General features: G+C 65.1%; 27 protein-coding genes. 11 read left to right on the top strand and 16 right to left on the bottom strand.

Going from position 1 to position 24511, the window contains the following annotated elements; all coding sequences use genetic code 11:
• Positions 1-23 precede the first annotated feature (23 nt).
• A complete protein-coding gene (locus tag VA613_RS03265) occupies positions 24-506 on the bottom strand; it encodes an FKBP-type peptidyl-prolyl cis-trans isomerase (RefSeq protein WP_324780432.1) in 483 nt (160 codons plus the stop codon).
• Entirely contained in the window at positions 503-967 is a 465-nt protein-coding gene (locus VA613_RS03260) for a peroxiredoxin (RefSeq protein WP_324780431.1), read from the bottom strand. Before VA613_RS03260 ends, VA613_RS03265 begins: the two co-directional genes overlap by 4 nt.
• 73 nt (positions 968-1040) lie before the next feature.
• On the opposite strand from VA613_RS03260, the gene VA613_RS03255 reads away from it, so the two are divergent.
• The gene (locus VA613_RS03255; protein WP_324780430.1) at positions 1041-2159 is read left to right on the top strand and encodes a cupin domain-containing protein; all 1119 of its coding nucleotides are present in this window, start codon (positions 1041-1043) and stop codon (positions 2157-2159) included.
• Complete coding sequence (locus tag VA613_RS03250) at positions 2156-2626, top strand: DUF7931 domain-containing protein (RefSeq protein WP_324780429.1); 471 nt, start codon at positions 2156-2158, stop codon at positions 2624-2626. Before VA613_RS03255 ends, VA613_RS03250 begins: the two co-directional genes overlap by 4 nt.
• Here the strand turns inward: VA613_RS03250 and VA613_RS03245 are convergent.
• From VA613_RS03245 to VA613_RS03230, 4 genes are read right to left on the bottom strand one after another with little or no spacing between them, the layout of a single operon-like run.
• Positions 2603-3433: a ferritin-like domain-containing protein gene (locus VA613_RS03245; protein WP_324780428.1), complete on the bottom strand. Its 831-nt coding sequence runs from the start codon at positions 3431-3433 to the stop codon at positions 2603-2605. The genes VA613_RS03250 and VA613_RS03245 overlap by 24 nt on opposite strands.
• Complete coding sequence (gene lptG / locus VA613_RS03240; protein ID WP_324780427.1) at positions 3415-4485, bottom strand: LPS export ABC transporter permease LptG; 1071 nt, start codon at positions 4483-4485, stop codon at positions 3415-3417. Before lptG ends, VA613_RS03245 begins: the two co-directional genes overlap by 19 nt.
• Complete coding sequence (gene lptF, locus VA613_RS03235) at positions 4482-5561, bottom strand: LPS export ABC transporter permease LptF (RefSeq protein WP_324780426.1); 1080 nt, start codon at positions 5559-5561, stop codon at positions 4482-4484. The genes lptG and lptF overlap by 4 nt, the downstream gene beginning before the upstream one ends.
• The gene (locus VA613_RS03230) at positions 5540-5692 is read right to left on the bottom strand and encodes a hypothetical protein (protein WP_324780425.1); all 153 of its coding nucleotides are present in this window, start codon (positions 5690-5692) and stop codon (positions 5540-5542) included. The genes lptF and VA613_RS03230 overlap by 22 nt, the downstream gene beginning before the upstream one ends.
• Here VA613_RS03230 and VA613_RS03225 point away from each other — a divergent pair.
• From VA613_RS03225 to VA613_RS03210, 4 genes are all read left to right on the top strand, one after another.
• Positions 5691-7202, top strand: a complete 1512-nt coding sequence (locus VA613_RS03225) for a leucyl aminopeptidase (protein ID WP_324780424.1) — start codon at positions 5691-5693, stop codon at positions 7200-7202. The two genes, VA613_RS03230 and VA613_RS03225, sit on opposite strands and share 2 nt — an antisense overlap.
• A 9-nt stretch (positions 7203-7211) precedes the next feature.
• Positions 7212-7640 carry a DNA polymerase III subunit chi gene (locus tag VA613_RS03220; RefSeq protein WP_324780423.1) on the top strand — a complete coding sequence of 143 codons (429 nt, stop codon included), beginning with the start codon at positions 7212-7214 and terminating at the stop codon, positions 7638-7640.
• A gap of 10 nt (positions 7641-7650) precedes the next feature.
• Positions 7651-8130 carry a hypothetical protein gene (locus VA613_RS03215; protein WP_324780422.1) on the top strand — a complete coding sequence of 160 codons (480 nt, stop codon included), beginning with the start codon at positions 7651-7653 and terminating at the stop codon, positions 8128-8130.
• 118 nt (positions 8131-8248) lie between these two features.
• Positions 8249-11011 (top strand): valine--tRNA ligase, encoded by a 2763-nt coding sequence (locus VA613_RS03210; RefSeq protein WP_324780421.1) that lies wholly within the window; start codon positions 8249-8251, stop codon positions 11009-11011.
• A gap of 138 nt (positions 11012-11149) precedes the next feature.
• Here VA613_RS03210 and VA613_RS03205 read toward each other — a convergent pair whose 3' ends face one another.
• From VA613_RS03205 to moaC, 10 genes are all read right to left on the bottom strand, one after another.
• The gene (locus VA613_RS03205; RefSeq protein ID WP_324780420.1) at positions 11150-12385 is read right to left on the bottom strand and encodes an OmpP1/FadL family transporter; all 1236 of its coding nucleotides are present in this window, start codon (positions 12383-12385) and stop codon (positions 11150-11152) included.
• 195 nt (positions 12386-12580) lie between these two features.
• Positions 12581-13090 carry a sulfur carrier protein DsrE2 gene (dsrE2, locus tag VA613_RS03200; protein WP_324780419.1) on the bottom strand — a complete coding sequence of 170 codons (510 nt, stop codon included), beginning with the start codon at positions 13088-13090 and terminating at the stop codon, positions 12581-12583.
• A gap of 77 nt (positions 13091-13167) precedes the next feature.
• Positions 13168-13395, bottom strand: coding sequence for a sulfurtransferase TusA family protein (locus VA613_RS03195; RefSeq protein WP_018508573.1), 228 nt, complete (start codon positions 13393-13395; stop codon positions 13168-13170).
• Between the two features lie 133 nt (positions 13396-13528).
• Positions 13529-13858: a rhodanese-like domain-containing protein gene (locus VA613_RS03190; protein ID WP_324780418.1), complete on the bottom strand. Its 330-nt coding sequence runs from the start codon at positions 13856-13858 to the stop codon at positions 13529-13531.
• Between the two features lie 99 nt (positions 13859-13957).
• Positions 13958-14896: a dimethyl sulfoxide reductase anchor subunit family protein gene (locus VA613_RS03185; protein ID WP_324780417.1), complete on the bottom strand. Its 939-nt coding sequence runs from the start codon at positions 14894-14896 to the stop codon at positions 13958-13960.
• A 28-nt stretch (positions 14897-14924) separates the two neighbouring features.
• On the bottom strand, positions 14925-15620 hold the full coding sequence (locus VA613_RS03180; protein WP_324780416.1) for a 4Fe-4S dicluster domain-containing protein: 696 nt from the start codon (positions 15618-15620) through the stop codon (positions 14925-14927).
• A gap of 36 nt (positions 15621-15656) precedes the next feature.
• Positions 15657-18533 (bottom strand): molybdopterin oxidoreductase family protein, encoded by a 2877-nt coding sequence (locus VA613_RS03175; RefSeq protein WP_324780415.1) that lies wholly within the window; start codon positions 18531-18533, stop codon positions 15657-15659.
• Between the two features lie 258 nt (positions 18534-18791).
• Positions 18792-19325 carry a TlpA family protein disulfide reductase gene (locus VA613_RS03170; protein WP_324780414.1) on the bottom strand — a complete coding sequence of 178 codons (534 nt, stop codon included), beginning with the start codon at positions 19323-19325 and terminating at the stop codon, positions 18792-18794.
• Positions 19316-20017 carry a hypothetical protein gene (locus VA613_RS03165; protein ID WP_324780413.1) on the bottom strand — a complete coding sequence of 234 codons (702 nt, stop codon included), beginning with the start codon at positions 20015-20017 and terminating at the stop codon, positions 19316-19318. Before VA613_RS03165 ends, VA613_RS03170 begins: the two co-directional genes overlap by 10 nt.
• Positions 20018-20096: 79 nt before the next feature.
• Positions 20097-20576 (bottom strand): cyclic pyranopterin monophosphate synthase MoaC, encoded by a 480-nt coding sequence (gene moaC / locus VA613_RS03160; protein WP_324780412.1) that lies wholly within the window; start codon positions 20574-20576, stop codon positions 20097-20099.
• A gap of 81 nt (positions 20577-20657) precedes the next feature.
• Between moaC and VA613_RS03155 the strand changes: the two genes are divergently transcribed.
• From VA613_RS03155 to soxA, 5 genes are all read left to right on the top strand, one after another.
• Positions 20658-22079 (top strand): beta-barrel assembly-enhancing protease, encoded by a 1422-nt coding sequence (locus VA613_RS03155; RefSeq protein ID WP_324780411.1) that lies wholly within the window; start codon positions 20658-20660, stop codon positions 22077-22079.
• Between the two features lie 204 nt (positions 22080-22283).
• On the top strand, positions 22284-22646 hold the full coding sequence (gene soxX, locus VA613_RS03150; RefSeq protein WP_324780410.1) for a sulfur oxidation c-type cytochrome SoxX: 363 nt from the start codon (positions 22284-22286) through the stop codon (positions 22644-22646).
• Positions 22647-22682: 36 nt separating this feature from the next.
• Positions 22683-23150, top strand: a complete 468-nt coding sequence (gene soxY, locus VA613_RS03145; RefSeq protein WP_324780409.1) for a thiosulfate oxidation carrier protein SoxY — start codon at positions 22683-22685, stop codon at positions 23148-23150.
• An 80-nt stretch (positions 23151-23230) separates the two neighbouring features.
• Positions 23231-23545 carry a thiosulfate oxidation carrier complex protein SoxZ gene (gene soxZ / locus VA613_RS03140; protein WP_324780408.1) on the top strand — a complete coding sequence of 105 codons (315 nt, stop codon included), beginning with the start codon at positions 23231-23233 and terminating at the stop codon, positions 23543-23545.
• Positions 23546-23614: 69 nt separating this feature from the next.
• Positions 23615-24460, top strand: a complete 846-nt coding sequence (gene soxA / locus VA613_RS03135) for a sulfur oxidation c-type cytochrome SoxA (protein ID WP_324780407.1) — start codon at positions 23615-23617, stop codon at positions 24458-24460.
• The last annotated feature ends 51 nt before the right edge of the window (positions 24461-24511 follow it).

The following is a 24511-nucleotide window of genomic DNA, read 5'->3' as shown; positions in this document are numbered from 1 at the left end:
CGGCCGTCGAATGCGGGCGGGGCTCAGTGGTGGTGATGGCCGTGCTCGCCGTGTGCGTGGCGGTGCGCCACCTCGTCCGGCGTCGCGGCGCGCACGCCCGCGACCTTGCACTGGAAGTGCACCGCCTGCCCGGCGTAGGGATGATTGCCGTCGACGACCACCTTTTCCTCGGCGATGTCGGTCACGGTATAGAGCAGTTCCTCGCCGCCCTCGAGCGGCGACCCCACGAATTGCATGCCGATCTCGATCTCCGGCGGGAACGCCTCGCGCGGCTCGACGCGCACGAGATCTTCGTCGAATTCGCCGAACGCATCCGCAGGCTGCAACTTGAGATCGATCGTCTCGCCGATCACCTTGCCTTCGAGCGCCTGCTCGACCAGCGGGAAGATGTTGTCGTAGCCGCCATGCAGGTAGCTGACCGGTTCGTCGCTCTCCTCCAGCAGCTTGCCGTCCAGGTCGCGGACGATGTAGGTGATGGTGACGACCGTGTCCTTGCCAATGTTCACTTCAGTTCCTTTACCAGTTGAAGCACCTCCGCCGCATGGCCGCGGCTGGAAACGCCGTACAGGGCATGACGGATGATGCCCTGTTTGTCGATGACGAAGGTCGAGCGCACCATGCTCTTGCGCATGGCGCCGTCCACCTCCTTGTCCTGCAGCACGCCGTACGCCTCGCTCGTGGTCTGGTCCTTGTCGGCCAGCAGCCGCACGCCGATACCGTGCTTGTCGCGGAATTCGCCATGCCGGATGCAGTCGTCGCGCGAGACCCCCAGCACCGTGGCGCCCAGCTTGGCGAACTCTCCTTCCAGTTCGGAGAACTCGAGCGCCTCGGTCGTGCAGCCCGGCGTGTCGTCGCGCACGTAGAAATACAGCACCAGCGTCCGCCCCCGGAACTGGGACAGTTCTGCGATGTTCATGTCCGCGTCCGGATTCGAGAAATCCGGCGCGCGATCGCCTGCTTTCAGCATCGGGACTCCGCCGCGTATCTTTCTTGCGGCATTCTATCAGGCCCCGTCGGGCCGCATCGCTATAATTGCGACCATGACGAATTTCCTGCTGGGGGGCCTCAGCCCCTCCCGTTTCCTGCGCGAGGTGTGGCACAAGCGCCCGCTGCTGATCCGTAACGCCGTCCCGGGTTTTGGCGGACTCCTGTCCCCCGCCGAGATGCAGCAGCTGGCCTGCCGCGACGACGTCGAATCGCGCCTGATCCGGGGCAGCGGCACCGACTGGCAGCTCGATCACGGCCCGTTCCGCAAGAGCGACTTCAAGCGCCTGCCCAGGGCCGAATGGACGCTGCTCGTGCAGTCGCTGAACCATTTCCTGCCCGAGGCCGATGCGCTGCTCGGGCGCTTCGACTTCATCCCGCACGCCCGCCTGGACGACCTCATGGTGAGCTACGCGGCGCCGGGCGGCAGCGTGGGCCCGCACTTCGACTCCTACGACGTCTTCCTCCTTCAGGGGATGGGCCACCGGCGCTGGCAGATCAGCACGCAGACCGACCTTGCGCTCCTGGACGATGCGCCGCTGAAGATCCTGCGCCATTTCGAGGTCGAGGACGAGTGGGTGCTCGGCCCCGGCGACATGCTCTACCTGCCCCCCCACGTCGCCCACTTCGGTGTCGCCGAGGACGCGTGCATGACCTACTCGATCGGCTTCCGCGCCCCCACGGCGGAAGAACTCGCGCAGGGCTTCCTGATGCACCTGCAGGACACGCTCGCGCTGGAAGGCCGCTATGCCGACCCCGACCTGCGGCGGCAGGCCCACCCCGGCGAAATCGGCCGCGCGATGATCGACCAGATCGAGGCGATGATCGCCAGGATCCGCTGGAACCGCCGCGACGTCGCCGAGTTCGCCGGACGCTACCTCTCGGAGCCCAAGCCGAACGTGTTCTTCGAACCGCCGTCCACCCCGCTCAACCGTGCCGCATTCAACAAACAGGCCAACCGGAGCGGCGTCGCGCTCGACCCGCGCTCGCGCCTGCTGTTCACCGGCCGACGTTTCTTCATCAACGGCGAAGCCTTCACGCCCCGCGCTGACGCCGTCGCCGCCCTGAAGCAGCTGGCCGACCGTCGACGCCTCGCCGCGCCGGTTCCGGCCGCGCTGCGCGAGCAGCTTTACGAATGGTATGAAGCCGGCTGGCTGGAGATCGACGCAGCATGAATCCGTTCGACACGCCCTCCGGCTTTCGCGCCGCCTTCGATGCCCTGCTGGCCGGCACCCGCCGCCAGCTGCGGCTCTATGATCGCGACCTCGACCTGCTGGACATCGACGACCCGACGCGGCTCGCGGCGCTGCGCGCACTGTGCGTGGCGGGCGGCGGCCGCCGCATCGAACTGCTGCTCGACGACATCAGCCGCGTCGCGCGCGACCACCCGCGCCTGATGCTGCTGCTGCGCGATTTCGGCCATGTGCTCGAGATCCGCAAGGCCGATCCCGACGCGCCGCGCCCCGACCAGGCCTTCGTGCTCGCGGACCGCCGCGGCGTACTGCTGCGTGCCGACAAGTCTGCCATCCATGGCACGGTCCACGAGGACGATCCCGCCCGCGCGACCGAGCTGAATCACGAATTCGAATCGATGTGGCAGCGCGCGCCCGAGCAGGTCTCAGCGACGACGCTCGGCCTCTGAAACCGCCGCCATCCACGCAAGCTCGGTTTCGCTGAATCCCGCCCGGCGGCGCGCGGCCAGATTGAAGGGCGGCTTCAGCGGCGGCGCGTCGTAATCGACCAGCAGGCGGCGGAAGGTCGCTTCCGGCTCCACGCCACGCGCCGCGCACAGCCATCCGTACCAGCGGCTGCCGATGGCGACGTGGCCGATCTCGTCGCGCTCGACGATGCCAAGGATCTCGACCAGCCGCGTATCGCCGGCCGCCTTCAGCTTCGCGACGATGAGCGGCGCCGCGTCCAGCCCGCGCGCCTCCAGCACGCGCGGCACCAGTGCCATGCGCACCAAGGGGTCGTGCGCGGTCTTCCGCGCCATGTCCCACAGCCCGGTGTGCGCCCTGAAGTCGCCATAGGCATGACCGAGCGTCCCCAGATGCGCCGCCAGCAGATCGAAATGCCGGGCCTCCTCGTCCGCCACCTTCAGCCAGTCGGCGTAAAAGTCCTTCGGCATGCCGGCGAAGCGGTGGGCGGCGTCGAGCGCAAGGTTGATCGCGTTGAACTCGATGTGCGCGAGGGCATGGACCAGCGCAGCACGGCCGGCCGGCGTGTCGGCACGGCGTCGCGGCACCTTGTCGGGCGGCACCAGCTCGGGCCTGTCGGGCTGGCCGGGGCGATCGACCGGCGTGCGAGCAGCATCGGCCGCCACGTCGACCCGGCCGGCCTGCCAATCGGCGTAAAGCCCATGCACGCAGTCCACCTTGGCGGCAGGCTCGCGCACCTTCAGGCAGTCGGCGAGCCGCTCCGGCAGCGGCGTCAGCGCCGGTCCACCCACCGGATTCCCGCCAGCGCGATCGCCAGGAATATCAGCAGCGGCAGCACCGACACCACGATGACCGGCCAGTCGTTGAGCAGCCCGAGATGGCCGAACAGGCGGCTCAGCAGGTGGAAGCCGAGCCCGGCGAGGATGCCGACGAAGATCTTGCCGCTGGTGCCGCCGCTGCGCGGCCCCTGGATCGCGAACGGCATCGCGATCAGCATCATGATCGGGATCACGAACGGGCTGATGAACTTCGACCACAGCGCGAGCTCGTAGCGCGTGGCCTTCTGGCCGTTTTCCCGGAGGTGCTCGACGTAGCGCCACAGCGTGCGCGCGGACATCTTCTCCGGTGCGACGAGGAGAACGCTGAGAATGTCGGGTGTGAGCACGGACTGCCAGTCCTCGTGGTCGCGGTGGGCGGCATGAATGCCGTCCGCATCGAAGCGGGTTTCGACGACGCCCCGCAGATCCCAGGTCTGGTCGCGGCGCCAGTGCGCTTCCGCCGCCCCGCGGATCCAGCCCAGCCGGCCGTCGGGTTCGAAGCCGTAGATCTCGATGTCGCGCAAGGTGTTGTCGGGCATCACCTCACGCACGTTGATGAAGGCGTTGCGATCCTTGACCCACAGGCCGGTGCGGAACTGCTGCGCGACGACGGAATGGGTGGCGAGCAGCTTGTAGCGCTGTGCCGCCTGCTCCGACCAGGGTGCGATGAACTCGCCGATCACCAGCACCAGCAGCGCCAGCAGCACGCCGATCACGCTGAAGTAGCCCGCCACGCGCCAGTTCGACAGGCCCGACACGCGCATCACCGCATACTCGGAGTTGCCGGCCAGCCGCGACATCGCGAACAGCGTGCCGATCAGCACCGCGACCGGAAGGATTTCGTAGAGGTGCCCGGGGACGTTCAGCATCACCACGACGGTTGCCTGCGCAAGTCCGTAATTGCGCCCCAGGCTGCCGAGTTCCTGGATCACGTCGAAAAACGCGAACAGCACCAGCAGCGCCAGCAGCACGAAGCCGGAGGCGAACAGCACCTGCCCCCCGAGATAGCGCGCGAGCAGCCTCATGGCCGTCTCCGCCGCGGCGCCGACTGGCGGACGCGCAGGTAGAACAGGACGACCACGACCGACAGCATGATCACGTGCGATGCGACCATCCCGCCCCAGGGGTTCAACTTGGCCTGCGCCACCCAGGCCTGCGACAGCGAGAGCAGGTTGTTGTAGACGAAGTAGACCAGCAGCGCGACGACGAGCCCGTAGGAGCGGCGCGCCCGCGTGTTGACGAAGCTGAGCGGAATCGCCAGGACGGCCAGCACCAGCGCCATCACCGGCACCCCGACCCGCCACAGCAGCTCCGCCCGCGCCTGCGGCGACGGATCGGCGAGCAGTTCCTTCAGGGGCGCCTGGCGGATGCCGGTTTCCTTGCCGCCCACCGGAACCGGATCGAGCCGCATCCAGTAGCGCTCGAACTGCACCACGCGATAGTCGAGCTGGCCGGGCACGCCTTCGTATCGGCGACCGTTGCGGAACACCAGATAGCGCGACCCGTCCGGCAGTTCGACCTGGCTACCCTCGCGCGCGACCACCAGCCCCAGCCGGCCGTCGACGAGCGACTGCATGAACACGTTGCGCACGATGCCGGTGAGCGGATTGAGCGATTCGACGTAGTAGACGCGCTGTCCGCCGCTCGCTTCGGCGAACAGCCCGGGCGCGATCAGCGCGCTTTCGCTGCGGCTGCGCAGGTCCTGACGGTACTCGAATTTCTTGGTCTGCGCCCATGGGTTGAGCACCAGCGTCACCAGCAGGATCACCAGGGAAAACGGCACGGCGAACGCCAGGACCGGCCGTATCCATTGCGTGAGCGAGATGCCGGCATTGAACCAGATCACCATTTCGCTGTCGCGCCACATGCGCGCCAGCGGCAGCAGCACGCCGGCAAACAGCGCGATCGTCATCAGGACCGGCAGGAAGAACAGCAGCGAGAACCCGAGGAAGGAAAACACCGCCTCGTTCGCCAGTTCGCCGCGCGCCACGTCACCGAGCAGGCGGATGAACAGCACCACCAGCGCAATCGCGATCAGCACCGTCAGGACGGCGCCGGCGGTGAGGGTCATCTCGCGGGTCAGCGCGCGCCGGTAGAGCATGGCGGAACCATGGTTTTGCCCCCCGAAAGGGCGCACTTTTGACATTCCACCGTGCCCGCGCCAATAATCGCCGTCATGGCGGCGTCGATCGTCGGCGCAGCGGCAAATTGTGGATTTTTGAGCACGGACATGGAAAACAGGGAAATCGAAGTCGAATTTAGCATAAAAAGCGGCGCCCCCGAAAAGCAGCGCACCGCATGCGTGGTCGTCGGCGTGTTCGAGAGCCGCAAACTGTCGCCTCCCGCGATCGACATCGACCGCGCCAGCGACGGCTACCTCTCGGACATCGTGCGCGGCGGCGACATGGACGGCAAGGCCGGCAGCACCCTGCTGCTGCACCGGGTGCCCAACATCCTGGCCGACCGCGTGCTGCTCGTCGGTCTTGGCAAGGAGCGCGACTTCCACGAAAAGGCTTATCGCGACGCCATTGCGAGCGCCGTCAGGACGCTGCGCGACACCGGCTCGATGGAAGCCGTCATCACCCTCAGCGAAATCCCCGTGCGCAAGCGCGACGTCACCTGGAACATCGAGCAGGCGGTCGTCAGCGCCCACGATGCGCTGTATCGCTTCGACCGCATGAAGAGCAAGCCGGGCGAAGCCCGCCGTCCGCTCAAGCGGGTGATCTTCGCGGTGTCGCGGCGGGGCGAGCTGAAGTTCGGCGAGGCGGGCCTCGCCCATGGCCTCGCCATCGCCCGCGGCATCACCCTCGCCAAGGATCTCGGCAACACGCCATCCAACGTCTGCACGCCCGAGTTCCTGGCCACCGAGGCGAAAAAGCTGGCGAAGGCCTACGGCTTCGGCTGCGAAATCCTCGACCAGGCCGCCTGCGAAAAGCTCGGCATGGGCTCCTTCCTTTCGGTCGGCAAGGGCAGCGACAAGCCGCCGCGCTTCATCGTGCTGAAGCACGAGGGCGGCAACAAGAACGACAAGCCGGTCGTGCTCGTCGGCAAGGCGATCACCTTCGACGCCGGCGGCATTTCGCTCAAGCCGCCCGCCGAGATGGACGAGATGAACTACGACATGAGCGGCGGCGGCGCGGTACTCGGCGCCTTCCGCGCCATCGGCGAGCTCGGCCTGCCGCTCAACGTGATCGGCCTCGTTCCGTCGTGCGAGAACCTGCCCGACGCCCACGCCAACAAGCCGGGCGACATCGTCACCTCGATGTCGGGCCAGACCATCGAGATCCTCAACACCGACGCCGAAGGCCGCCTCATCCTGTGCGACGCCCTGACCTACGCCGAGCGCTTCGAGCCCGACGCGGTGGTCGACCTCGCCACCCTCACCGGCGCCTGCGTGATCGCGCTCGGCGCCCACCCCAGCGCACTCTACAGCAACCACGACCCGCTGGCGCGCGAGATCGAGCATGCCGCCGACCACGCCTGGGACCGCGTCTGGCGCATGCCGTTGTGGGACGACTACCAGGACCAGCTGAAGAGCAGCCTCGCCGACATGGCCAACATCGGCGGCCGTCCGGCCGGGTCGATCACGGCGGCCTGCTTCCTGTCGCGCTTCGCCAAGAAGTATCACTGGGCCCACCTCGACATCGCCGGCACTGCGTACAAGGGCGGGCGCGACAAGGGTTCGACCGGCCGCCCCGTGTCGCTGCTGGTGCATTTCCTGCTGAACCGCGCCCAGAGGTAAGCTGCCGTCGTGACCGAAATCACCTTCTATACCTTTGCCGAGGATCCCCTCGACGTCGCCCGCCGCGTCGCGGCCAAGGCACACGGCCAGGGCAAGCAGGTGATGATCTACGCGCCCGACGCCGCCGTCGCCGACGCCATCGACCGCCTGCTGTGGGCGACGCCCGCGCTGAGCTTCGTCCCGCACTGCCGGGACCGCGACGCGCTGGCGAGCGAAACCCCCGTCCTCATCGGAACCGATGCCGATGCCCTGCGCCAGGCCGACGTGATGATCAACCTGCACAGCGAACAGCCGCCGGCGTTCGGCCGCTTCGAGCGCCTGGTGGAGATCGTCGGTCAGGACGATGCCGGGCGCGAACAGGGCCGGACGCGCTACCGCTTCTACCAGGCGCGCGGCTACGCGCTGAAAACGCACGATCTCCGGCAGAACGCCGGCTAGGGAGGCCTCGATGAGCGATAGCCCCTTGTTGAGCAAGATGGACGCGCTGCTGAAGAAACACCGCGGCAGCGCCGACGACGAGCCGGCCTCCCCCCGGCCGCCCGCGCCAGCCGCCGCCGCGGAGCCAGCCGCCCCGCCCGGCGCTTGGCTGCCCGTCCTGACGCAGGTGATCGCACGCGGAACCCCACCCCCGACGCCCGCCGCAACGCCCGCGCCGGCGCCCCGTGTCGCCGAGTCGGCCGCCCCAGCTCCGGCCCCGGCTGACGAGGCGCCGCCGGCGATCGTCAGCGACACGTTGGCGGAACAACTCATGAGCGAACTCGCCCCGCGCCTCTCCGAGGTGATGGAGAAGCAGGTCGCCGCCGAGCTGCGCAAGAACATCGACCAGACCGTCGCCACGCTGCTTTCGCAGCTCGACGTCAACGTGCGCGAAATCGTGCGCGACGCGGTGGCCGAGAAGCTCAAGCAGCCACGCGATCCGTCGCCCTGAACGCATGGAACGCCCCCGCGGGAAGACGCGGCCGGCGATGCCTGCAGGCGCGCCCCAGGCTTCTTTAGGTCTCGTTCCAGGCCTTTTTTTGGGATAATGGCGGTTTTGCGCGCACGCCATGGAACTCGCCAAATCCTTCGAACCGGCCGAAATCGAAAAGCGCTGGTACGCGCAGTGGGAAAGCGCCGGCTACTTCAGAGCGGGCGATGCGCCCGACGCCCGTTCGTACTGCATCATGCTGCCGCCGCCCAACGTCACCGGCACGCTGCACATGGGGCACGCCTTCCAGCACACGCTGATGGACGCGCTGACGCGCTACCACCGCATGATGGGCGACAACACGCTATGGCAGCCAGGCACCGACCATGCCGGCATCGCCACGCAGATCGTGGTGGAGCGCCAGCTCGACGCGCAAGGCGTCTCGCGCCACGATCTCGGCCGCGAGAAGTTCCTCGAAAAGGTGTGGGAATGGAAGGAACACTCCGGCTCGACCATCACCCGCCAGATGCGGCGGCTGGGCACCAGCCCCGACTGGAGCCGCGAGCGCTTCACCATGGACGAAGGCCTGTCCAGGGCCGTCACCGAGGTCTTCGTGCGTCTGTATCGCGAGGGCCTGATCTACCGCGGCAAGCGGTTGGTGAACTGGGACCCGGTCCTCGGCACCGCAGTCTCTGACCTCGAGGTCGTCAGTTCCGAGGAAGACGGCTTCATCTGGGAAATCAACTACCCGCTCGAGGATGGCAGCGGGCACCTCACCGTCGCCACCACCCGGCCCGAAACCCTGCTCGGCGACACCGCCGTTGCCGTCCACCCCGACGACGAGCGCTACAAGCACCTGATCGGCACGCACGTGCGCCTGCCGATTGCCGAGCGCAGCATCCCGGTGATCGCCGACGACTACGTCGACCGCGACTTTGGCACCGGCGTCGTCAAGATCACCCCCGCGCACGACTTCAACGACTGGCAGGTCGGCCAGCGCCACAAGCTGGTGGCGATCAACGTGCTGACGCTCGACGCGAAGATGAACGACCTCTGCCCCACCGAATACCAGGGCCTCGACCGCTACGACGCGCGCCAGAAGCTGCTCGACGAACTGCAGGCCAGAGGTCTGCTGGTTTCGGCCAAGCCGCACAAGCTGATGATCCCGCGCGGCGACCGCACCCACGCCGTGATCGAGCCGATGCTCACCGACCAGTGGTTCATGAGCATGGAAGACCTGGCGAAGCGGGCGCTCGGCGTGGTCGATTCGGGCGAGCTGAAATTCGTCCCCGAGAACTGGACCACGACCTACCGCCAGTGGCTGGAAAACATCCAGGACTGGTGCGTATCGCGGCAGCTGTGGTGGGGCCATCGCATCCCCGCCTGGTACGACGCAGACGGCAACTTCTACGTCGCCCACACCGCGGAGGAAGCGAGAAAACAGGCCGGCGGCCGCGAACTGACGCAGGACAACGACGTCCTCGACACCTGGTTCTCGTCCGCGCTGTGGCCCTTCTCGACGCTGGGCTGGCCGGATGCGACGCCCGAGCTCGAACGCTATCTGCCGACCTCGGTGCTCGTGACTGGCTTCGACATCATCTTCTTCTGGGTCGCCCGCATGGTGATGATGTCGCTGCACTTCACCGGCAAGGTGCCGTTCCGCGAGGTCTACGTGACGGGGCTGGTGCGCGACTCCGAAGGCCAGAAGATGAGCAAGTCGAAGGGCAACGTGCTCGACCCGATCGATCTCATCGACGGCATTGCCGTAGACGATCTGGTCGCCAAGCGCACCCAGGGCCTGATGAACCCCAAGCAGGCCGCCGGCATCGAGAAGCGCACCCGCAAGGAATTCCCCGAGGGCATCGCGGCCTACGGCACCGATGCGCTGCGCTTCACTTTCGCGAGCTTGGCCACCCACGGCCGCGACATCAAGTTCGACCTGCAGCGCGCCGAGGGCTACCGCAACTTCTGCAACAAACTGTGGAACGCCACCCGCTTCGCGCTGATGAACCTCGAAGGCCACGACTGCGGGCAAGACGCGCCCCCCTCCCCCGCAAGCGGGGAAGAGGGAGGGTTTGAATACTCGGACGCCGATCGCTGGATCGCCACGCGCCTGCAGCAGGCCGTTGCCGACGTCCACGACGCCTTCGCCGCCTACCGCTTCGACCAGGCGGCCCGCGCCGTCTACGAATTCGTCTGGGACGAGTACTGCGACTGGTACCTCGAGCTCGCCAAGGTCCAGCTCAACAACGGGACGCCGGAGCAGCAGCGTGCGACCCGCCGCACACTTGCCACGGTGCTCGAAGCCACGCTGCGGCTGGCGCATCCCGTCATCCCGTTCATCACCGAGGAGCTGTGGCAGAAGGTCGCGCCGCTCGCCGGCGTGGCGGGCGAAAGCCTCATGCTCGCGTCCTATCCGCAGGTCGATGACTCGCGGCGCCATCCCGACAGCGCCGCGCGGATCCAACTGCTGAAGGAACTGGTCAACGCCTGCCGCACGCTGCGCGGCGAGATGAACCTGTCGCCCGCGCAGCGGGTGCCGCTTGTCGTCGAGGGCGATGCGGGCGTGGTGGGTGCCCTCGCCCCCTACATCAGCGCGCTCGCCAAGCTCTCCGAGGTGAGCGCCGTCGCGACGCTCGCCGACGCCGACGCTCCGGTCGCACTGGTCGGCGACATGCGGCTGATGCTCGTGGTGGAAATCGACAAGGAAGCCGAACGTGCGCGGCTCGCCAAGGAAATCGCCCGCATCCAGGGCGAGATCAGAAAGGCCGAAGGCAAGCTCGCCAATCCCAGCTTCGTCGATAAGGCCCCTGCCGCCGTCGTTGAACAGGAAAAAGGCCGACTCGCCGACTTCGGCGCCATGCTCGACAAGCTGCAGGCGCAGCACGCACGGCTGGGCTGATTTTCAGGCTGCCCAGCAAAAAGGCGCGACGGGGATCGCGCTTTTTTGTGCTCCGCCCATCCGGGTCCGACCTATCCAGCCGAAAAAAAGCCGGGATCTTACGATCCCGGCTTTTAAGCAGCATGAAATCGCTGATGCTTACATCTTCCAGCTGTACTGGATGCCCAACGAATCCTGATACATGCGGATGGTATCAGTTCCTGTCGACATCGCATTGTAGCCAGACACGTCGTTCTTGAAGGCGTGCATGTACGCCATGGTCAGTTCGTTGCCAGATGCCAGCGTGTACGTGAAGCCCAGCGTGGCGTGGTCCTTGATGACGGCGGGCGCCAGGATGTTCGTTGTCACCTCCATGCAGTTTTCCGAACCCGCGCCACAGTCGGCTGCGCTCGCCCCCTTGATCGGGTTGTTCGTGTGGCTGTAACCCGCGCGCAGCGTCCAGGCCGAGTTGAGCTTATACTCGGCACCCAGTTTCCACACATTGACGTCGTCGTAGCCGAAGCCACCTTGCGTGGGCGGCGCACCCACGGCCTTCACGCCCGAGTAGTTGATGCGCTGGTAGTCCAGCGCCAGCTTCAGCGCCGAGGTTGCCTGCCACGACGCACCGAGGTTGTAGTTCTCGGGGATGTCGAAGTCGCCGTTCTCAAGGAACAGCCAGTTGTACTTCTTGAACCGCTCGAAGTTCATCTTGCTGGCATACGCGGCACCAATCGTCACCGTCGGGGTAATCTTGCCGAGGTAGCCCACGCGCACCCCGTAGCCGAAGGAATCGTCATAGCCCTTGTTCGGGATCGGGGTAGGGGCAGGGGGGAACGTGCTGGGGTCCGCCATACCCTCGGCCCGGAACCTCTGGTAGCCGATCAGAGGCGAAATACCAATCGAGTGGTTGGGGGTAATCTTGTATGCGGCGGTCGGCGCGACAATCAACTGCATCAGATCGATGCCGAGCCGGCCTTGGCCGCCCAACATGTTGTAGCCGTTAGCGAATGCGGGATAGTCGGTGTTCATGCCGCCGTTGCCAACCACGGTTACGCCCAGCGCCAGATCGCTATTCATTTGATGCGTGTAGCCAAATTCCGGGATCAAGAAGTAGTTGGAGTCGCTCTTGACCGTCACGGTACTCATCGGGTTAGACATGGTGGCCTCGCGACGCGGGCTGAACAGGTCGACACCCAGGTCGAAACGGTTGCCGGCAAAAGCCATCGCAGCCGGGTTGTTGGCGCCGCCAAAGGCGTCGTCCGTATTGGTCGTGGCGGCACCAGCCATGCCCTTGGCCTTCATGCCGTAGCCGTGCGAGAAATAGCCGTTGGTGGCATAGGCGCTGCCGGCCAGGCCGGCCAGCGCCATGAATGCGAATACGCGGGTGAACTTCATTGATGTCTCCTTTGGGCGAAATTGCTACAGATCAACTTTTTGTATGACCCGCCCCGAAGGCTACGCCCGTGCTTGCTTTTAGACAAGGCAGCGGCCGTAATGGAGCGGACGATGCACGACCGATGTGGTACAAAAGACACAAAAAAGAGAGCCGAATTGCTTCGGCTCTCTTTAGCGGACTGAATGTGCCGATTCTTAAATGAACAGGCAGATGTCGGTTTCGCCGGCAAACTCGAAGAAGGTGGCGGCGCCGCCGTATTCGAGGCCGTCGATGAAGTCGGAATGGTCGAAGCCGAACAGTTCCACGGTCATCTGGCAGGCGATGAATTTCACGTCGGCTTCCTGGCACAGGCTGCGCAGGTCGGGGATGGTGGCCACGCCGTTGTTGGCGATGGTCTGCTTCATCAGCGCCGTGGCGACGCTCTCGTAACCGGGAATCAGCGACTGGATGGCGTTGGGCATGTTCCAGTTGATGCTCTTGAACCACTTCGGGCCGAACGGCATCTTCATCGGCATGCCGGGGTTGCCCAGCGGGCTGACCTTCAGCCCAGACAGGTCTTTGCGGACGAGCTGGAGGCCATAGAAAGTGAAGAAAATCTGGGTCTCATAGCCCAGCGCGGCCGCCGTCGAAGCGAGGATGAACGGGGGGTAGGCCCAGTCCAGCGTGCCCTTGGTGGCGATGATGGCCATTTTTTTGGTATCCATGCTCTGTCTCTCCTGTACCGGTTAAAAAAACAGCGCCGTGTGTTCGTTTGAACAGACGGCGCCGGTTTCGTTTCGTATTATTTTTTCTTCATGAAGAAGGTGAACTCGCCACCCGCTTCGGCGGTGGACAGCAGCTCGTTGCCGGTCTGCTTGGCGAAAGCGGCGAAGTCCTTGACCGAGCCCGGGTCGGTCGACAGGATCTTCAGCACCTGGCCGCTGGCGACTTCAGCCAGGGCCTTCTTGGCACGCAGGATGGGCAGGGGACAGTTGAGGCCGCGCGCGTCCAGTTCTTTATCAAAGTTCATCTTTTGTTCTCCTTACATTAAATCGGCATGTACTAAAAAAATGCTGCGGTACCTTAAACCAGAAGTTCCCCTATTGCAACTCATATCGCTGCGCAATGGGAAAAACCGGCCAGTTCTTGCTTCTTCGTCTGGATCAGCGCGGCAGGCTGATCGTGTTTCCCGAGCGGGCCCAGGCCATGATGCCGCCGGCGAGGTTGTGCATGTTGTCATAGCCTTTCGACGCCATGAACGCGCAGGCCTGTGCGGAGCGCGCACCCGAGCGGCAGTAGATCACGACGGGCTTGTCCTGGGGGATGTCTGCCGCGCGCAGCGGCAGCAGGTGCAGCGGGATGTGGATCGCGCCGTCGATGACGCCCTGGGCCACTTCGGCCTCGGTGCGGACATCGATCAGGTGCGCGCCCTTGGCGGCGAGTTCAGCGACGTAGCCGGGATCGACTTCCTTGAAACCTGACAATCCGAACATTCGTGTCACACTCCTGCAAAGGATAAATTAGAACTCGCTAATATATCTCAAAGCGGGCGCTCCGCCAAGGCACCCCCCATCCTGACGAGGGGGTTGCGATCAGCAGCGCTGGGCGCCGTGGTACAGGTTCACCACATGGCGCGCTTCTGCGAAGAACAGCCAGCGCTCGACCGCCGCACCCGCGATGCCCGCGAGCGCCGCGACGATGGCCGCGCCCTGCCCGCCCTGCTCGTTGAACACCCAGACCAGCATGAGGCCGGGTACGGCGAAGCCCAGCCCGAACACGACCACCTTGAGCAGGCTCGCCTTTTCGCGCGCGAGTTGGAAGCCGAACTCCTGGGTGAGGAAGGTGCCGTGGGTATGGCCGGTGTCCAGCAGCTTGAGCTTGGCGCGGGTCAGGCCCGTCGCGGTGTTCATCGTCGGGGTCAGGCCGGGGCTGCGAATCCAGAAATAGTAGATCGCCTTCAGCACCGCTGCAATCGACACGATCAGCGCCGCCATCGCGATGAACGGGAGGGTCTGGAGGCCCGCCAGGACCGCACCCGCCAGCAGCAGCAGGCTGCCGCTCGCATAGCCCAGCGCCAGGTAGTTGGCCGGCACCAGCGGCGTGTTCCACTGGCGGATGGTCTTCAGGCAGGCGTAGATCATGCCGGTGGAGAAGACCGTGACCCAGGCGAGCACGGCGGTCATGAAGCCGACGGTGTCACGCAGCCAGGCGGGCGCCTCGAACCAGATGCTGGCGAGATAGACGAGCGCCAGCGGCATGAAGACGATGGCGAACACGCCCTCGCGCGACAGCCACGAGGTGCGGAAACGGCTGACCGCACGCCAGGCATTCTTGGGATTCGCAAGGTGGAAGGTCGACGACAGCAGGCCGAAGACGATCAGGGCCATCGCCACGATGCCGCCGATCACGAGCTGTTCGCGGCTGAAGCCGCCGCCAAGCTTGAACACGTCGGTGATGAACAGCAGCGAGAACAGGCCGAAGCCGGCACCCGACGCGACGGTGAAGAAAATGACTGAAAAGGCTGGATGCATGGTGATTTCCTAATTAATTCAGCGCGGTTCAGCGGCGCACCAGTCTGTTGGCGAACTGCTTGATGCTTTCCTTCAGGCCGCCCTTGGGCTTGGTCTCGATCTCGATCACCGGCTTGCGGCGCGGCGGCAGATAGGTGTTGGTCGGGTTGTAGTTGAGCTCGGGCATCAGCGGATAACCGCCGCGCTCGCGCACCACGCGCGACACCGCCGAGTCCGGATCGTCGAAGTCGCCGAACATGCGCGCGTGCGCCGGGCAGGTCAGCACGCACGAGGGCTGGCGCTCCTCGACCGGCAGCTTCTCGTCGTAGATGCGGTCGATGCACAGGGTGCACTTCTTCATGGTGCCGGACGAACGGTCGAGCTCGCGCGCGCCGTACGGGCAGGCCCACGAGCAGTAGTTGCAGCCCATGCACTTGTTCTGGTCGATCAGCACGATGCCGTCTTCGGCACGCTTGTAGGAGGCGCCGGTCGGGCACACGGTGACGCAGTCGGCGTCCTCGCAGTGCATGCACGACATCGGGAAGTTGATCGTCTTGTTGTTCGGATACTCGTCCATCTCGAAATGGCGGATCCGGTTGAACCACACGCCCGACGGCTCGGCGCCGTAGGGCTGGTAGTCGGACAGCGGGCCGATGGTGCCGGAGGCGTTCCATTCCTTGCAGGCGATGGCGCAGGCATGACAGCCCACGCACACGTCGAGGTCAATGACCAAACCTAGTCTCATGATGCTCTCTCGTCTTGATGTTCTGGCTGGGCGGTTTTAGTTCTTCTCGTGGCTGCGGGCGTCGTAGCGCAGCACGTCGGGGCGCTCGTAGCGCTCGTCGCCCGGGTAGGGCTTGAGCACGTCGAACTGCGGCCACGAGCCGGTCTCGCCCGGTTCCGCTTTCCAGATCTTCACGCGCAGGTCGAACCACGCCGCCTGGCCGGTGACCGGGTCGGAGTTGGTGACGCGGCGCTCGCCGGCCTTCTCCGGCAGCAGCTCCGAGATCAGGTGGTTCAGCAGGAAGCCCTTGGTCGCTTCGGACGCCTCTTCCTTGAGGCCCCAGGCGCCCTTCTGCTTGCCGATGGCGTTCCAGGTCCACACGGTATCTTCCTGCGTGCCTTCCATGGTCTTGACCTGGCAGCGGATCTTGCCGTTGTGCGACTCGACCCACACCCAGTCGAAGTCCTGGATGCCCATCTCGGCCGCCTTGCGGGCGTTCATGTAGAGGTAGTTCTGGGCCATGATCTGGCGCAGCCACACGTTCTGCGAATCCCACGAGTGGTACATGAACATCGGGCGCTGGGTCAGCGCGAAGAACGGGTATTCCTTGGCGTCGACGCGCTGCTGCTCGAGCGGCTCGTACCACATCGGCAGCGGGTCGAAGTACTTCACGAGACGCTCGCGGTCGACCTGGTTGTTCGGCTGCGGGCCGTCGTACAGGCCCATGCCGGCGAGGCGGAACTTCTGCAGCGGCTCGGAATAGAACTGCATGATGATCGGTTCGGGCTTGCCAACGAAGCCGGCGTCGGCCGCGACGTCGAGGTAGTCCTTGTTCGCGTAGCGCATGTACTTCTGGTTGTCGGGCCAGTGGTGCGCGAAGAAGCTCTGGTTCTCGATGTACTTGTCCCACTGCTTCGGGTTCGGCTCGCCCTTGAGCGACTTCGTGCCGTCCTTGCCACGCCAGCCGGAGAGGAAGCCGATGCCGGGCGAGCGCTCGTAGTTGACGATGAAGTCGGGGTAGTCCTTGAACTTGCGGCTGCCGTCCTGGTTGGTGAAGGCCGGGAACTTCAGGCGCGAGGCGAGCTCGACCATGACTTCCTGCCACGGGCGCACGTCGCGGTCGAGCTTGACCAGCGGATAGCGGATCGCGTCGGCGGCGGCGTCCGGCTCGGAGATCGGACGGTCGAGCAGCGAGATGCAGTCGTGGCGCTCGAGGTAGGTCGTGTCCGGCAGGATCAGGTCGGCGAAGTTGGTCATCTCCGAGTGGAACGCGTCGATGACGACGAGGAACGGGATCTTGTACTCGCCCGGTTCCTCGGGGTCCTTCATCCGCAGCATGTCCTGGATGTTCTTGGTGTTCATGGTCGAGTTCCACGCCATGTTGGCCATGAACAGGATCAGCGTGTCGATCGCGTACGGGTCATGGTTGGTGGCGTTGGTGATGACCATGTGCATCAGGCCGTGCGAGGCGATCGGCACCTCCCACGAGTAGGCCTTGTCGATGCGCAGCGGGTTGCCGAACTCGTCGACCACGAGGTCTTCCGGGCGCGTCGGGAAGCCGAGCGGCGGACGCGACAGCGGGGTGTTCGGCGCGTTGATGATGTCGATGTTGTTTTCCGGCAACTGGTGCGGCGGAATCGGCTTCGGGTACGGCGCGCGGGCGCGGAAGTTGCCCGGCGCGTCGAGCGCGCCCAGCAGCATCTGGATGAAGTGCACCGCGCGGCAGGCGTGGAAGCCGTTGGAGTGCGCGGAGATCCCGCGCATCGCGTACATCGCGACCGGACGGCCGACGACCTTGTCGTGCTTCCTGCCCCAGACGTCGGTCCACTCGATCGGCAGCTCGACCGTTTCCTTGAACGCGACGTGCGCCATTTCCAGCGCGATGCGCTCGATCGTCTCGGCGGGCAGGCCCACTTCCAGCGCGACGTTTTCCGGCGCGTAGCGCGAATCGAGGTAGCGCTCGGCGACCATCGACATCACGGTCTTGACGCGGCGGCCGTCGGGCGCGACATATTCGCCGAACAGCGCCGGCGCGATGTCGCCATCCATGCCGTTGCGGAACGCTTCCTTCTCGATGTCCCAGATCAGCGGCTGGTTGTTCTCGTCGCGCAGGAAGAGACCGTCGCCCTTCTGGCCCGGGGTCTGCACCACCAGCCACGAGGCGTTGGTGTAGCGCACCAGGAATTCGTAGTCGAACTTCTCGTGCTTCAGCAGCACGTGCACCATCGACATGGCGAGCAGGCCGTCCATGCCGGGCTTGATCGGCAGCCATTCGTCGGCGATCGCCGAGTAGCCGGTGCGCACCGGGTTGACGGTGACGAACTTGCCCCCCTTGCGCTTGAGCTTCTCGAGGCCAATCTTGATCGGGTTCGAGGAGTGGTCCTCGGCGACGCCCCACATGATGAAGTACTTGGCGTAGTCCCAGTCCGGTGCGCCGAATTCCCAGAACGAGAAGCCGATGGTGTAGAGGCCGGCCGCCGCCATGTTGACCGAGCAGAAGCCGCCATGCGCCGCCCAGTTCGGGGTGCCGAACTGCTGCGCCCACAGGCCGGTGAGCGCCTGCATCTGGTCGCGGCCGGTGAAGAAGGCCAGCTTCGAGGGGTCCGTCGAACGGATCTCCTCCAGACGGTCGGTCAGGATGTCGAGTGCCTGCTCCCAGGAGATCGCCTCGTAGATGCCCTCGCCGCGCTCGGTTCCGGGCTTCCTCATCAGCGGCTGGGTCAGCTTCGCCGTCGAATACTGCTTCATGATGCCCGCCGAGCCCTTGGCGCACAGCACGCCCTGGTTGGTCGGGTGATTGCGGTTGCCCTGGATGAAGCGGACCTTGTTGTCCTCCAGCGTCACCTTGATGCCGCAGCGACAGGCACACATATAACAAGTGGTGTACTTGATTTCCTGCGCGTCGTGATTTTCGAGTTTGATCTTGGCGTTCATGCGGTCTCTAGGTTCAAAAAAGCCCCCGACGGCTCCTTTTCAGGAGCCGACCTTTCCCTACCCGGATATAACACACTAGGTGACTGCTGGAAGCAGCGCCAGCGCATCGGCGCTGGATGCTGCGGGGACGGCTATATTAAACAATCCGAATATTTTGTTATTTTGCACGCGCTGCCCGCGTCATGGCAAGCAAAATGCTTGATGGGGGCATAAGGTCAACCAATGAAAAATCCTTATTTATTCAAGACTTGCGCATCTTTATTTCGTCTGTTTCGCGCTTTCCGGCCTTTCCGCCAGCAAGGACTCAATCAAGGCCAGGGCCTCGCCCTCGTCCCACTCGGCCGGCCCGGTCAGGACATAACGTACCCGACCGGCGGGATCCAGCAGAAACGTGGTCGGCAGGGCAAAGACCTTCCAGCGCCGGGTATTGTCGCTGTCAGGATCGAGCCACACCGGAAACCCGAGCTTCATGCGGGACAGGTAGGCCTTCACGTCATCGGGCGCCTCGGCGCTGGACACCGCGACGATCGCCAGCGGCCGCCCAGCCATTTTCGCCCGCAGGCGCTCCAGGGAGGGCATCTCGCGCTGGCAGGGGGGACACCATGTCGCCCAGAAATTGACTACGACCACCTTGCCGCGGAAGTCCGCCATGCTGCGCACGGAGCCGTTCACCTCACGCGCCTGCAGGTCCGGCGCCGGCACGGCCGCGCGCTTTTCGAAGCCGGTGGCTTGCGCGCCCGCGATCCACAGCAGGCCGATCGCCATCACATTCAATAAATGTTTCACTTGCATCCCCAGTCCGTCAGTTGGCGCAGCAGCAGGGCATCCAGGCGCCGACTTTCGGCCTGCTCGAACGCCGTCGGCGTCTCCCGCGCCCACCAATTCTCGCGCAGATTCTCCAGCACCACGTCGGTCACGTCGGCGCCGTGAAGCATCAGATGGTCGAGCAAGCCTGCGAGCCACGGTGTCGCCGCCGAGCGACGCGGCTGCAGGACCCGCACCTGCAGGCCGGACAGATCGGCCAGCGGCAGATAGTCCGGATCGGCCATGGGCTCGACGTCCGTGTAGAGATTCGGATGCACCAGCATCACGCACAGGTGTTTGCGCCGTTCAGGCGGCAACAGGGCCGCCCCCCGCAACACGGGCACGGCCGCGCGCGACACCGCGACTACCGTCACCTGCTTGCCGCTTGCCTGCGCCGCACGCAGCCAGTCGGCCACGTCCGCAACGGGCAGCGCGTCCATGCTGCTCGGCAACGGAGGCAGAAAATAGGCATTTGCCGAATCCAGCGACCAGACCTCGACGCCCTGCGTGGCCAGTTTCCGCGCGGCATCCAGTTCCGCTTCGCTGCGACCGTGCTCGGACGCCATCCACAGCAGCAGCCGTTCACCCGTGGCCGGAAAGACCTGGGAATCGGGCAAGGCGGCATACGTGGCGCAGGCATACGCCCACAGGCCGATCAACATCAATCCGAAACGCGGCATAGGCAGGCTCTGGAACAGGACGCGGCAATCTTGCCGCAGCCCCCGGGGCACGCAAGAGAACGTTATGACCAGCGTCCGCTCAGGCCGGCGCCCGCCAGTGGCCGGAGCGGCCGCCCTGCTTCTCCAGCAGGCGGACGTCGCCTATCACCATGCCGCGGTCGACCGCCTTGCACATGTCGTAGATCGTCAGCAGTGCAACGGACACGCCGGTCAGCGCCTCCATTTCCACGCCCGTCCTGCCGACGGTCTCGGCGGTCACCGTGCAGGCGATCCACGACTCCACGGCATCGTGGCTGAACTCGACGCGCGCCTTGGTCAAGGCGATCGGATGGCACAGCGGGATCAGCTCGGCGGTTCGCTTGGTCGCCTGGATCGCCGCCACGCGCGCGATGCCGAGCACGTCACCCTTCGCGGCCTGCCCCTTCAGGATGCGCGCAAGCGTTTCGGGTAACATGCGGATACGCCCATCCGCAACGGCGACGCGGCGCGTCTCGGCCTTGTCCGCCACGTCGACCATCACGGCCTGTCCGCGCTCGTCAAAATGGGTGAATTCGCTCATAGTCAGGAACCTAGTCGGGAATTCCGGCATCCTAAACCAAATGACGACGCCTCTCCCTGCCCGCTGCGGCACGCCTCGCTGATGCTGCGCCTGTTCCTCGCCTTCATGCTCGCCGTTCAGCCCGTGCTGGCGGCCGACCTGCCCGACCTCGGCGAAGTGTCGCGGCAATACTTTTCCGATCAGGACGAACAGGCGCTCGGACGCGCCATCATGCGCGACGTCTACGCTGACCCGCGCTATCTCGACGATCCCGAGATCGAGACCTACCTCAACCAGCTGGGCTACCGGCTCGTGTCGGTGAGCGGGCGCAACCAGCGCACCTTCACCTTCTTCGTCGTCGACGACCCCACCATCAACGCCTTTGCGCTGCCCGGCGGCAACATCGGCGTCCACACCGGGCTCCTGCTCGCGGCGCAGAGCGAGTCGGAGCTGGCTGGCGTCATCGCACACGAGATCTCCCACGTCACCCAGAACCATCTCGCCCGCATGGTCGAGGCGCAAAGCCAGAGCTACTGGCCGACGATGGCGGCGCTGGCGCTCGCGCTGCTGGCCTCACGCTCCAATCCCAACGTCGCCGGCGCCGCCATCGCCTCGACCCAGGCCTACTCGATCCAGAATCAGCTGGCCTACACGCGGGAATACGAGCGGGAAGCCGATCGCCTCGGCTACGACATGCTCACGCGGGCCGGCTTCGATCCGCGCGCAATGAGCACGTTCTTCGAGCGGCTCCAGCGCGCCAACCGGTTCTACGACACCAGCGCCCCGGCCTACCTGCGCACCCACCCTCTCACCAGCGAGCGTATCGCCGACATGGAAGCGCGCAGCGACTCCGCGCCGTATCGGCAGGTGCAGGGCAGCCTCGAGTTCCAGCTGGTGCGCGCACGCCTGCGCGCACGGGAAAACACGCCGGACGACGCGGTCATCGCCGCACGCGGCATGCTCAAGGACAAGCGCTACAGCAGCGAGGTCGCCGCCCGCTACGGCCTGGTCAGCGCCCTGCTGCGCGCACGACGGTTCAAGGAAGCCGAGGCGGAACTGCAGAAACTCCCGTCCGGCAAGAACGCCGATCCGATGATCCTGCAGCTGGGCGCCTATGCGGCATCCGCCGCGGGCAACCTGCCACTTGCCCTGCAGCGCTACCAGCAGGCGACCACGGCCTATCCCGGATACCGCCCGCTGCAGTATGGCTATCTCGAAGCGCTGCTGAGCGCGCAGCGCAGCCAGGACGCCCTCGCGGTCGCCAACGGGCAGTTGGCGCTCTACCCGCAGGATCGTCGGCTGTGGCGCCTCGCAGCCCAGACACACGCGCAGCTCGGCCACCGCCTGCAGAGCCATCGCGCGCAGGCCGAAGCCGACGCCCTGAGCGGCGACCTGGTCGCCGCGATCGAACAGATCAACCTCGGCATCAAGGCCGGGGATGGCGATTTCCACGAGATGTCCGCGGCGGAAGCGCAGCGCCGCGAATGGGTGGAAATGGAAAAGGAACAGCGCAAGAAGAAATAGGCCGCGCGCAGCGTTTTCGAGCGCGCCGCCGCCGCTGGTAGGAATTTACCCTGCGATTGGGCCGGAAATATGCCCGTGCGGCCTTGCGTGGCAAAAAGCAATTCCACTATCCTTGAACCCATCCATCACTGGATAGCGTTGACTGCACGGCACTTCCAAGCGGCAGACGCTTTCACTACCACGTCAAGAACCAGGAGGATGACCATGCGAAAGATGCATCAGCTAATCACGGCCTGCGCGTTGGGCGCAATCACGCTGACGGGCAGCGCGCTCGCGGCCGATGCCGCGAAGGAGCTTACCGGCAAGCAGATCGCGTTTGACCGCACCAAGGGCAACTGCCTTGCCTGCCACGCCATGCCGACCGTACCCGATGCCGAATCGCCCGGCCTGATCGGTCCGCCCCTCATCGCCATGAGCGCCCGCTATCCCGACAAGGCGAAGCTGCGTGCCCAGATTTGGGATGCGACCGTCGCCAACCCCTCCAGCAGCATGATTCCTTTCGGCAAGCACGGGGTGTTGACCGAAGCGGAGATCGATAAAGTGACCGACTTCATCTACGGTCTGTAATTACCCGTTGCATTGTTCAATCAGGAGATACGCTCAATGAATGCACTTCGTAGAAACGTACTGAAAGGCGCTGCCGGCGCCGGCACCGTGGCCGTGGCCGTGGCTGCCGGGCTGCTGAAGCCCACCCAGGCCCTCGCGGGCGTCCCGCGCAGCGCCTTCGAGGCCAAGAGCGTCGGCGACGCCCTGAAAAACATGGGAGCCGTCTCCCCGGCCGACTCCAAGGACATCACCATCAAGGCACCGGACATCGCCGAAAACGGCGCGGTCGTCCCGGTGGAAGTCACCAGCAATATCCCCGGCACTTCTGCCATCGCGATCCTGGCCGAGAAGAACCAGACCCCGCTGGTCGCCGATTTCGGCCTGATGGGCGGCGCCGAAGGCTATATCTCGACCCGCATCAAGATGGGCCAGACCTCGCTGGTGCGCGCGGTGATCACCGCTGGCGGCAAGTCCTACACCGCCGCCAAGGAAGTCAAGGTCACCATCGGTGGCTGCGGCGGCTGAATCGCCTCACGTCGCACCCACCGAATTTGTCGAATTGAGTTCCCCACCGGGGACATCTGTTACAAGGAAAGGAAAGCCCAATGGCTGAACCGATGCGTATTCGAGCCACGATGGCCGGCGATGTTGCCGATGTCAAAGTGCTGATGAACCACCCCATGGAAACCGGCCTGCGCAAGGACGCCAAAACCGGCCAACTGGTGCCCGCCCACTACATCACCGACGTGACCGCGACCGTCAACGGCGCGAAAGTGCTGGACGCCGGTCTCTCCGGCGGCGTCTCCAAGAACCCCTACCTCGGGTTCAAGGTGAAGGGCCCGAAAAAGGGCGACAAGGTCGTCGTCAACTGGGTCGACAACAAAGGCGACAAGAACAGCGCCGAAGCCGTCATCGGCTGAGTCGGCCTGAACCCGAGCGGGACCCGCGGTCCCGCTCCCGCGTCAATCATCAGGTTTCTGGAGGACGGCATGAAACAAAAAATCATCATGAAACTGCTGACAGGGATGGCCGGCTTGGGCATCGCGCTGGGCGTCGCTACTGCCCATGCTTCGCCCGAACAGGACAAGCAGAATCTCATCAAGTACTTCACATCCAAGTACCCCAACGTCAAGATCGACGACTACGTCTACGGCGCGCTGGCGTTCGATCCCGACAGCAAGGCGCAGTACGACGCGATCATGGAATTCCCGCCCTTCGATTCGCAGATCGACGCCGGCCGCAAGCTGTGGGAGACGCCCTTCAAGAATGGCAAGACCTACGCCGACTGCCTGCCCAATGGCGGCAAGCAGATCGCCGGCAACTATCCGATGTTCGACGAGGCCAAGGGCAAGGTCGTGACGCTGGAAGATGCCATCAACGACTGCCGCGTGGCGAATGGCGAGGCACCGTTCAAGCTGAGCGATCCGAAGACCATCGGCTTGCTGACGGCGTACATGCGTACGCTGTCTGACGGCATGATCATGAACGTCAAGGTTCAGGGTCCGAAGGCCATGGCTGCCTACGAAGAGGGCAAGAACATGTTCTTCCGCCGCACGGGTCAGCTCAACTTCGCGTGCGCGACGTGCCACATCCAGAATGCCGGCACCCGCCTGCGTTCCGAAGTGCTCTCTCCGGTCATTGGCCAGGCCGTCCACTGGCCCGTGTTCCGTGGCGGCGACAACCTCGTGACCCTGCAGGGCCGCTATACCGGCTGCTTCAAGATGATCCGCGCCGTGCCGCCCGCCGAGGACAGCACCGCCATGAACGATCTGGAGTATTTCCACTCGGCGATGTCCAACGGACTGCCGATGAAGGCCTCGGTGTTCCGCAAGTAAGCGGCGCCGACCCACGAAAAAGCCCGGTTCGCCGGGCTTTTTCATTTCCTG

Origin of the sequence: Thiobacillus sp. SCUT-2, assembly GCF_035621355.1 — a bacterium.
Lineage (GTDB): Bacteria > Pseudomonadota > Gammaproteobacteria > Burkholderiales > Thiobacillaceae > Thiobacillus > Thiobacillus sedimenti.
This window is presented reverse-complemented; position numbering and strand designations above follow the sequence as displayed.

Bases quoted from the DNA above. Each gene is read 5' to 3' on its own strand.
- VA613_RS03260 (WP_324780431.1), bottom strand. From the start codon at position 967: ATGCTGAAAGCAGGCGATCGCGCGCCGGATTTCTCGAATCCGGACGCG.
- VA613_RS03255 (WP_324780430.1), top strand. From the start codon at position 1,041: ATGACGAATTTCCTGCTGGGGGGCCTCAGCCCCTCCCGTTTCCTGCGC.
- VA613_RS03250 (WP_324780429.1), top strand. From the start codon at position 2,156: ATGAATCCGTTCGACACGCCCTCCGGCTTTCGCGCCGCCTTCGATGCC.
- lptG (WP_324780427.1), bottom strand. From the start codon at position 4,485: ATGAGGCTGCTCGCGCGCTATCTCGGGGGGCAGGTGCTGTTCGCCTCC.
- lptF (WP_324780426.1), bottom strand. From the start codon at position 5,561: ATGCTCTACCGGCGCGCGCTGACCCGCGAGATGACCCTCACCGCCGGC.
- VA613_RS03225 (WP_324780424.1), top strand. From the start codon at position 5,691: ATGGAAAACAGGGAAATCGAAGTCGAATTTAGCATAAAAAGCGGCGCC.
- VA613_RS03230 (WP_324780425.1), bottom strand. From the start codon at position 5,692: ATGTCCGTGCTCAAAAATCCACAATTTGCCGCTGCGCCGACGATCGAC.
- VA613_RS03215 (WP_324780422.1), top strand. From the start codon at position 7,651: ATGAGCGATAGCCCCTTGTTGAGCAAGATGGACGCGCTGCTGAAGAAA.
- VA613_RS03210 (WP_324780421.1), top strand. From the start codon at position 8,249: ATGGAACTCGCCAAATCCTTCGAACCGGCCGAAATCGAAAAGCGCTGG.
- VA613_RS03205 (WP_324780420.1), bottom strand. From the start codon at position 12,385: ATGAAGTTCACCCGCGTATTCGCATTCATGGCGCTGGCCGGCCTGGCC.
- dsrE2 (WP_324780419.1), bottom strand. From the start codon at position 13,090: ATGGATACCAAAAAAATGGCCATCATCGCCACCAAGGGCACGCTGGAC.
- VA613_RS03195 (WP_018508573.1), bottom strand. From the start codon at position 13,395: ATGAACTTTGATAAAGAACTGGACGCGCGCGGCCTCAACTGTCCCCTG.
- VA613_RS03190 (WP_324780418.1), bottom strand. From the start codon at position 13,858: ATGTTCGGATTGTCAGGTTTCAAGGAAGTCGATCCCGGCTACGTCGCT.
- VA613_RS03185 (WP_324780417.1), bottom strand. From the start codon at position 14,896: ATGCATCCAGCCTTTTCAGTCATTTTCTTCACCGTCGCGTCGGGTGCC.
- VA613_RS03180 (WP_324780416.1), bottom strand. From the start codon at position 15,620: ATGAGACTAGGTTTGGTCATTGACCTCGACGTGTGCGTGGGCTGTCAT.
- VA613_RS03175 (WP_324780415.1), bottom strand. From the start codon at position 18,533: ATGAACGCCAAGATCAAACTCGAAAATCACGACGCGCAGGAAATCAAG.
- VA613_RS03170 (WP_324780414.1), bottom strand. From the start codon at position 19,325: ATGCAAGTGAAACATTTATTGAATGTGATGGCGATCGGCCTGCTGTGG.
- VA613_RS03165 (WP_324780413.1), bottom strand. From the start codon at position 20,017: ATGCCGCGTTTCGGATTGATGTTGATCGGCCTGTGGGCGTATGCCTGC.
- moaC (WP_324780412.1), bottom strand. From the start codon at position 20,576: ATGAGCGAATTCACCCATTTTGACGAGCGCGGACAGGCCGTGATGGTC.
- VA613_RS03155 (WP_324780411.1), top strand. From the start codon at position 20,658: ATGCTGCGCCTGTTCCTCGCCTTCATGCTCGCCGTTCAGCCCGTGCTG.
- soxX (WP_324780410.1), top strand. From the start codon at position 22,284: ATGCGAAAGATGCATCAGCTAATCACGGCCTGCGCGTTGGGCGCAATC.
- soxY (WP_324780409.1), top strand. From the start codon at position 22,683: ATGAATGCACTTCGTAGAAACGTACTGAAAGGCGCTGCCGGCGCCGGC.
- soxZ (WP_324780408.1), top strand. From the start codon at position 23,231: ATGGCTGAACCGATGCGTATTCGAGCCACGATGGCCGGCGATGTTGCC.
- soxA (WP_324780407.1), top strand. From the start codon at position 23,615: ATGAAACAAAAAATCATCATGAAACTGCTGACAGGGATGGCCGGCTTG.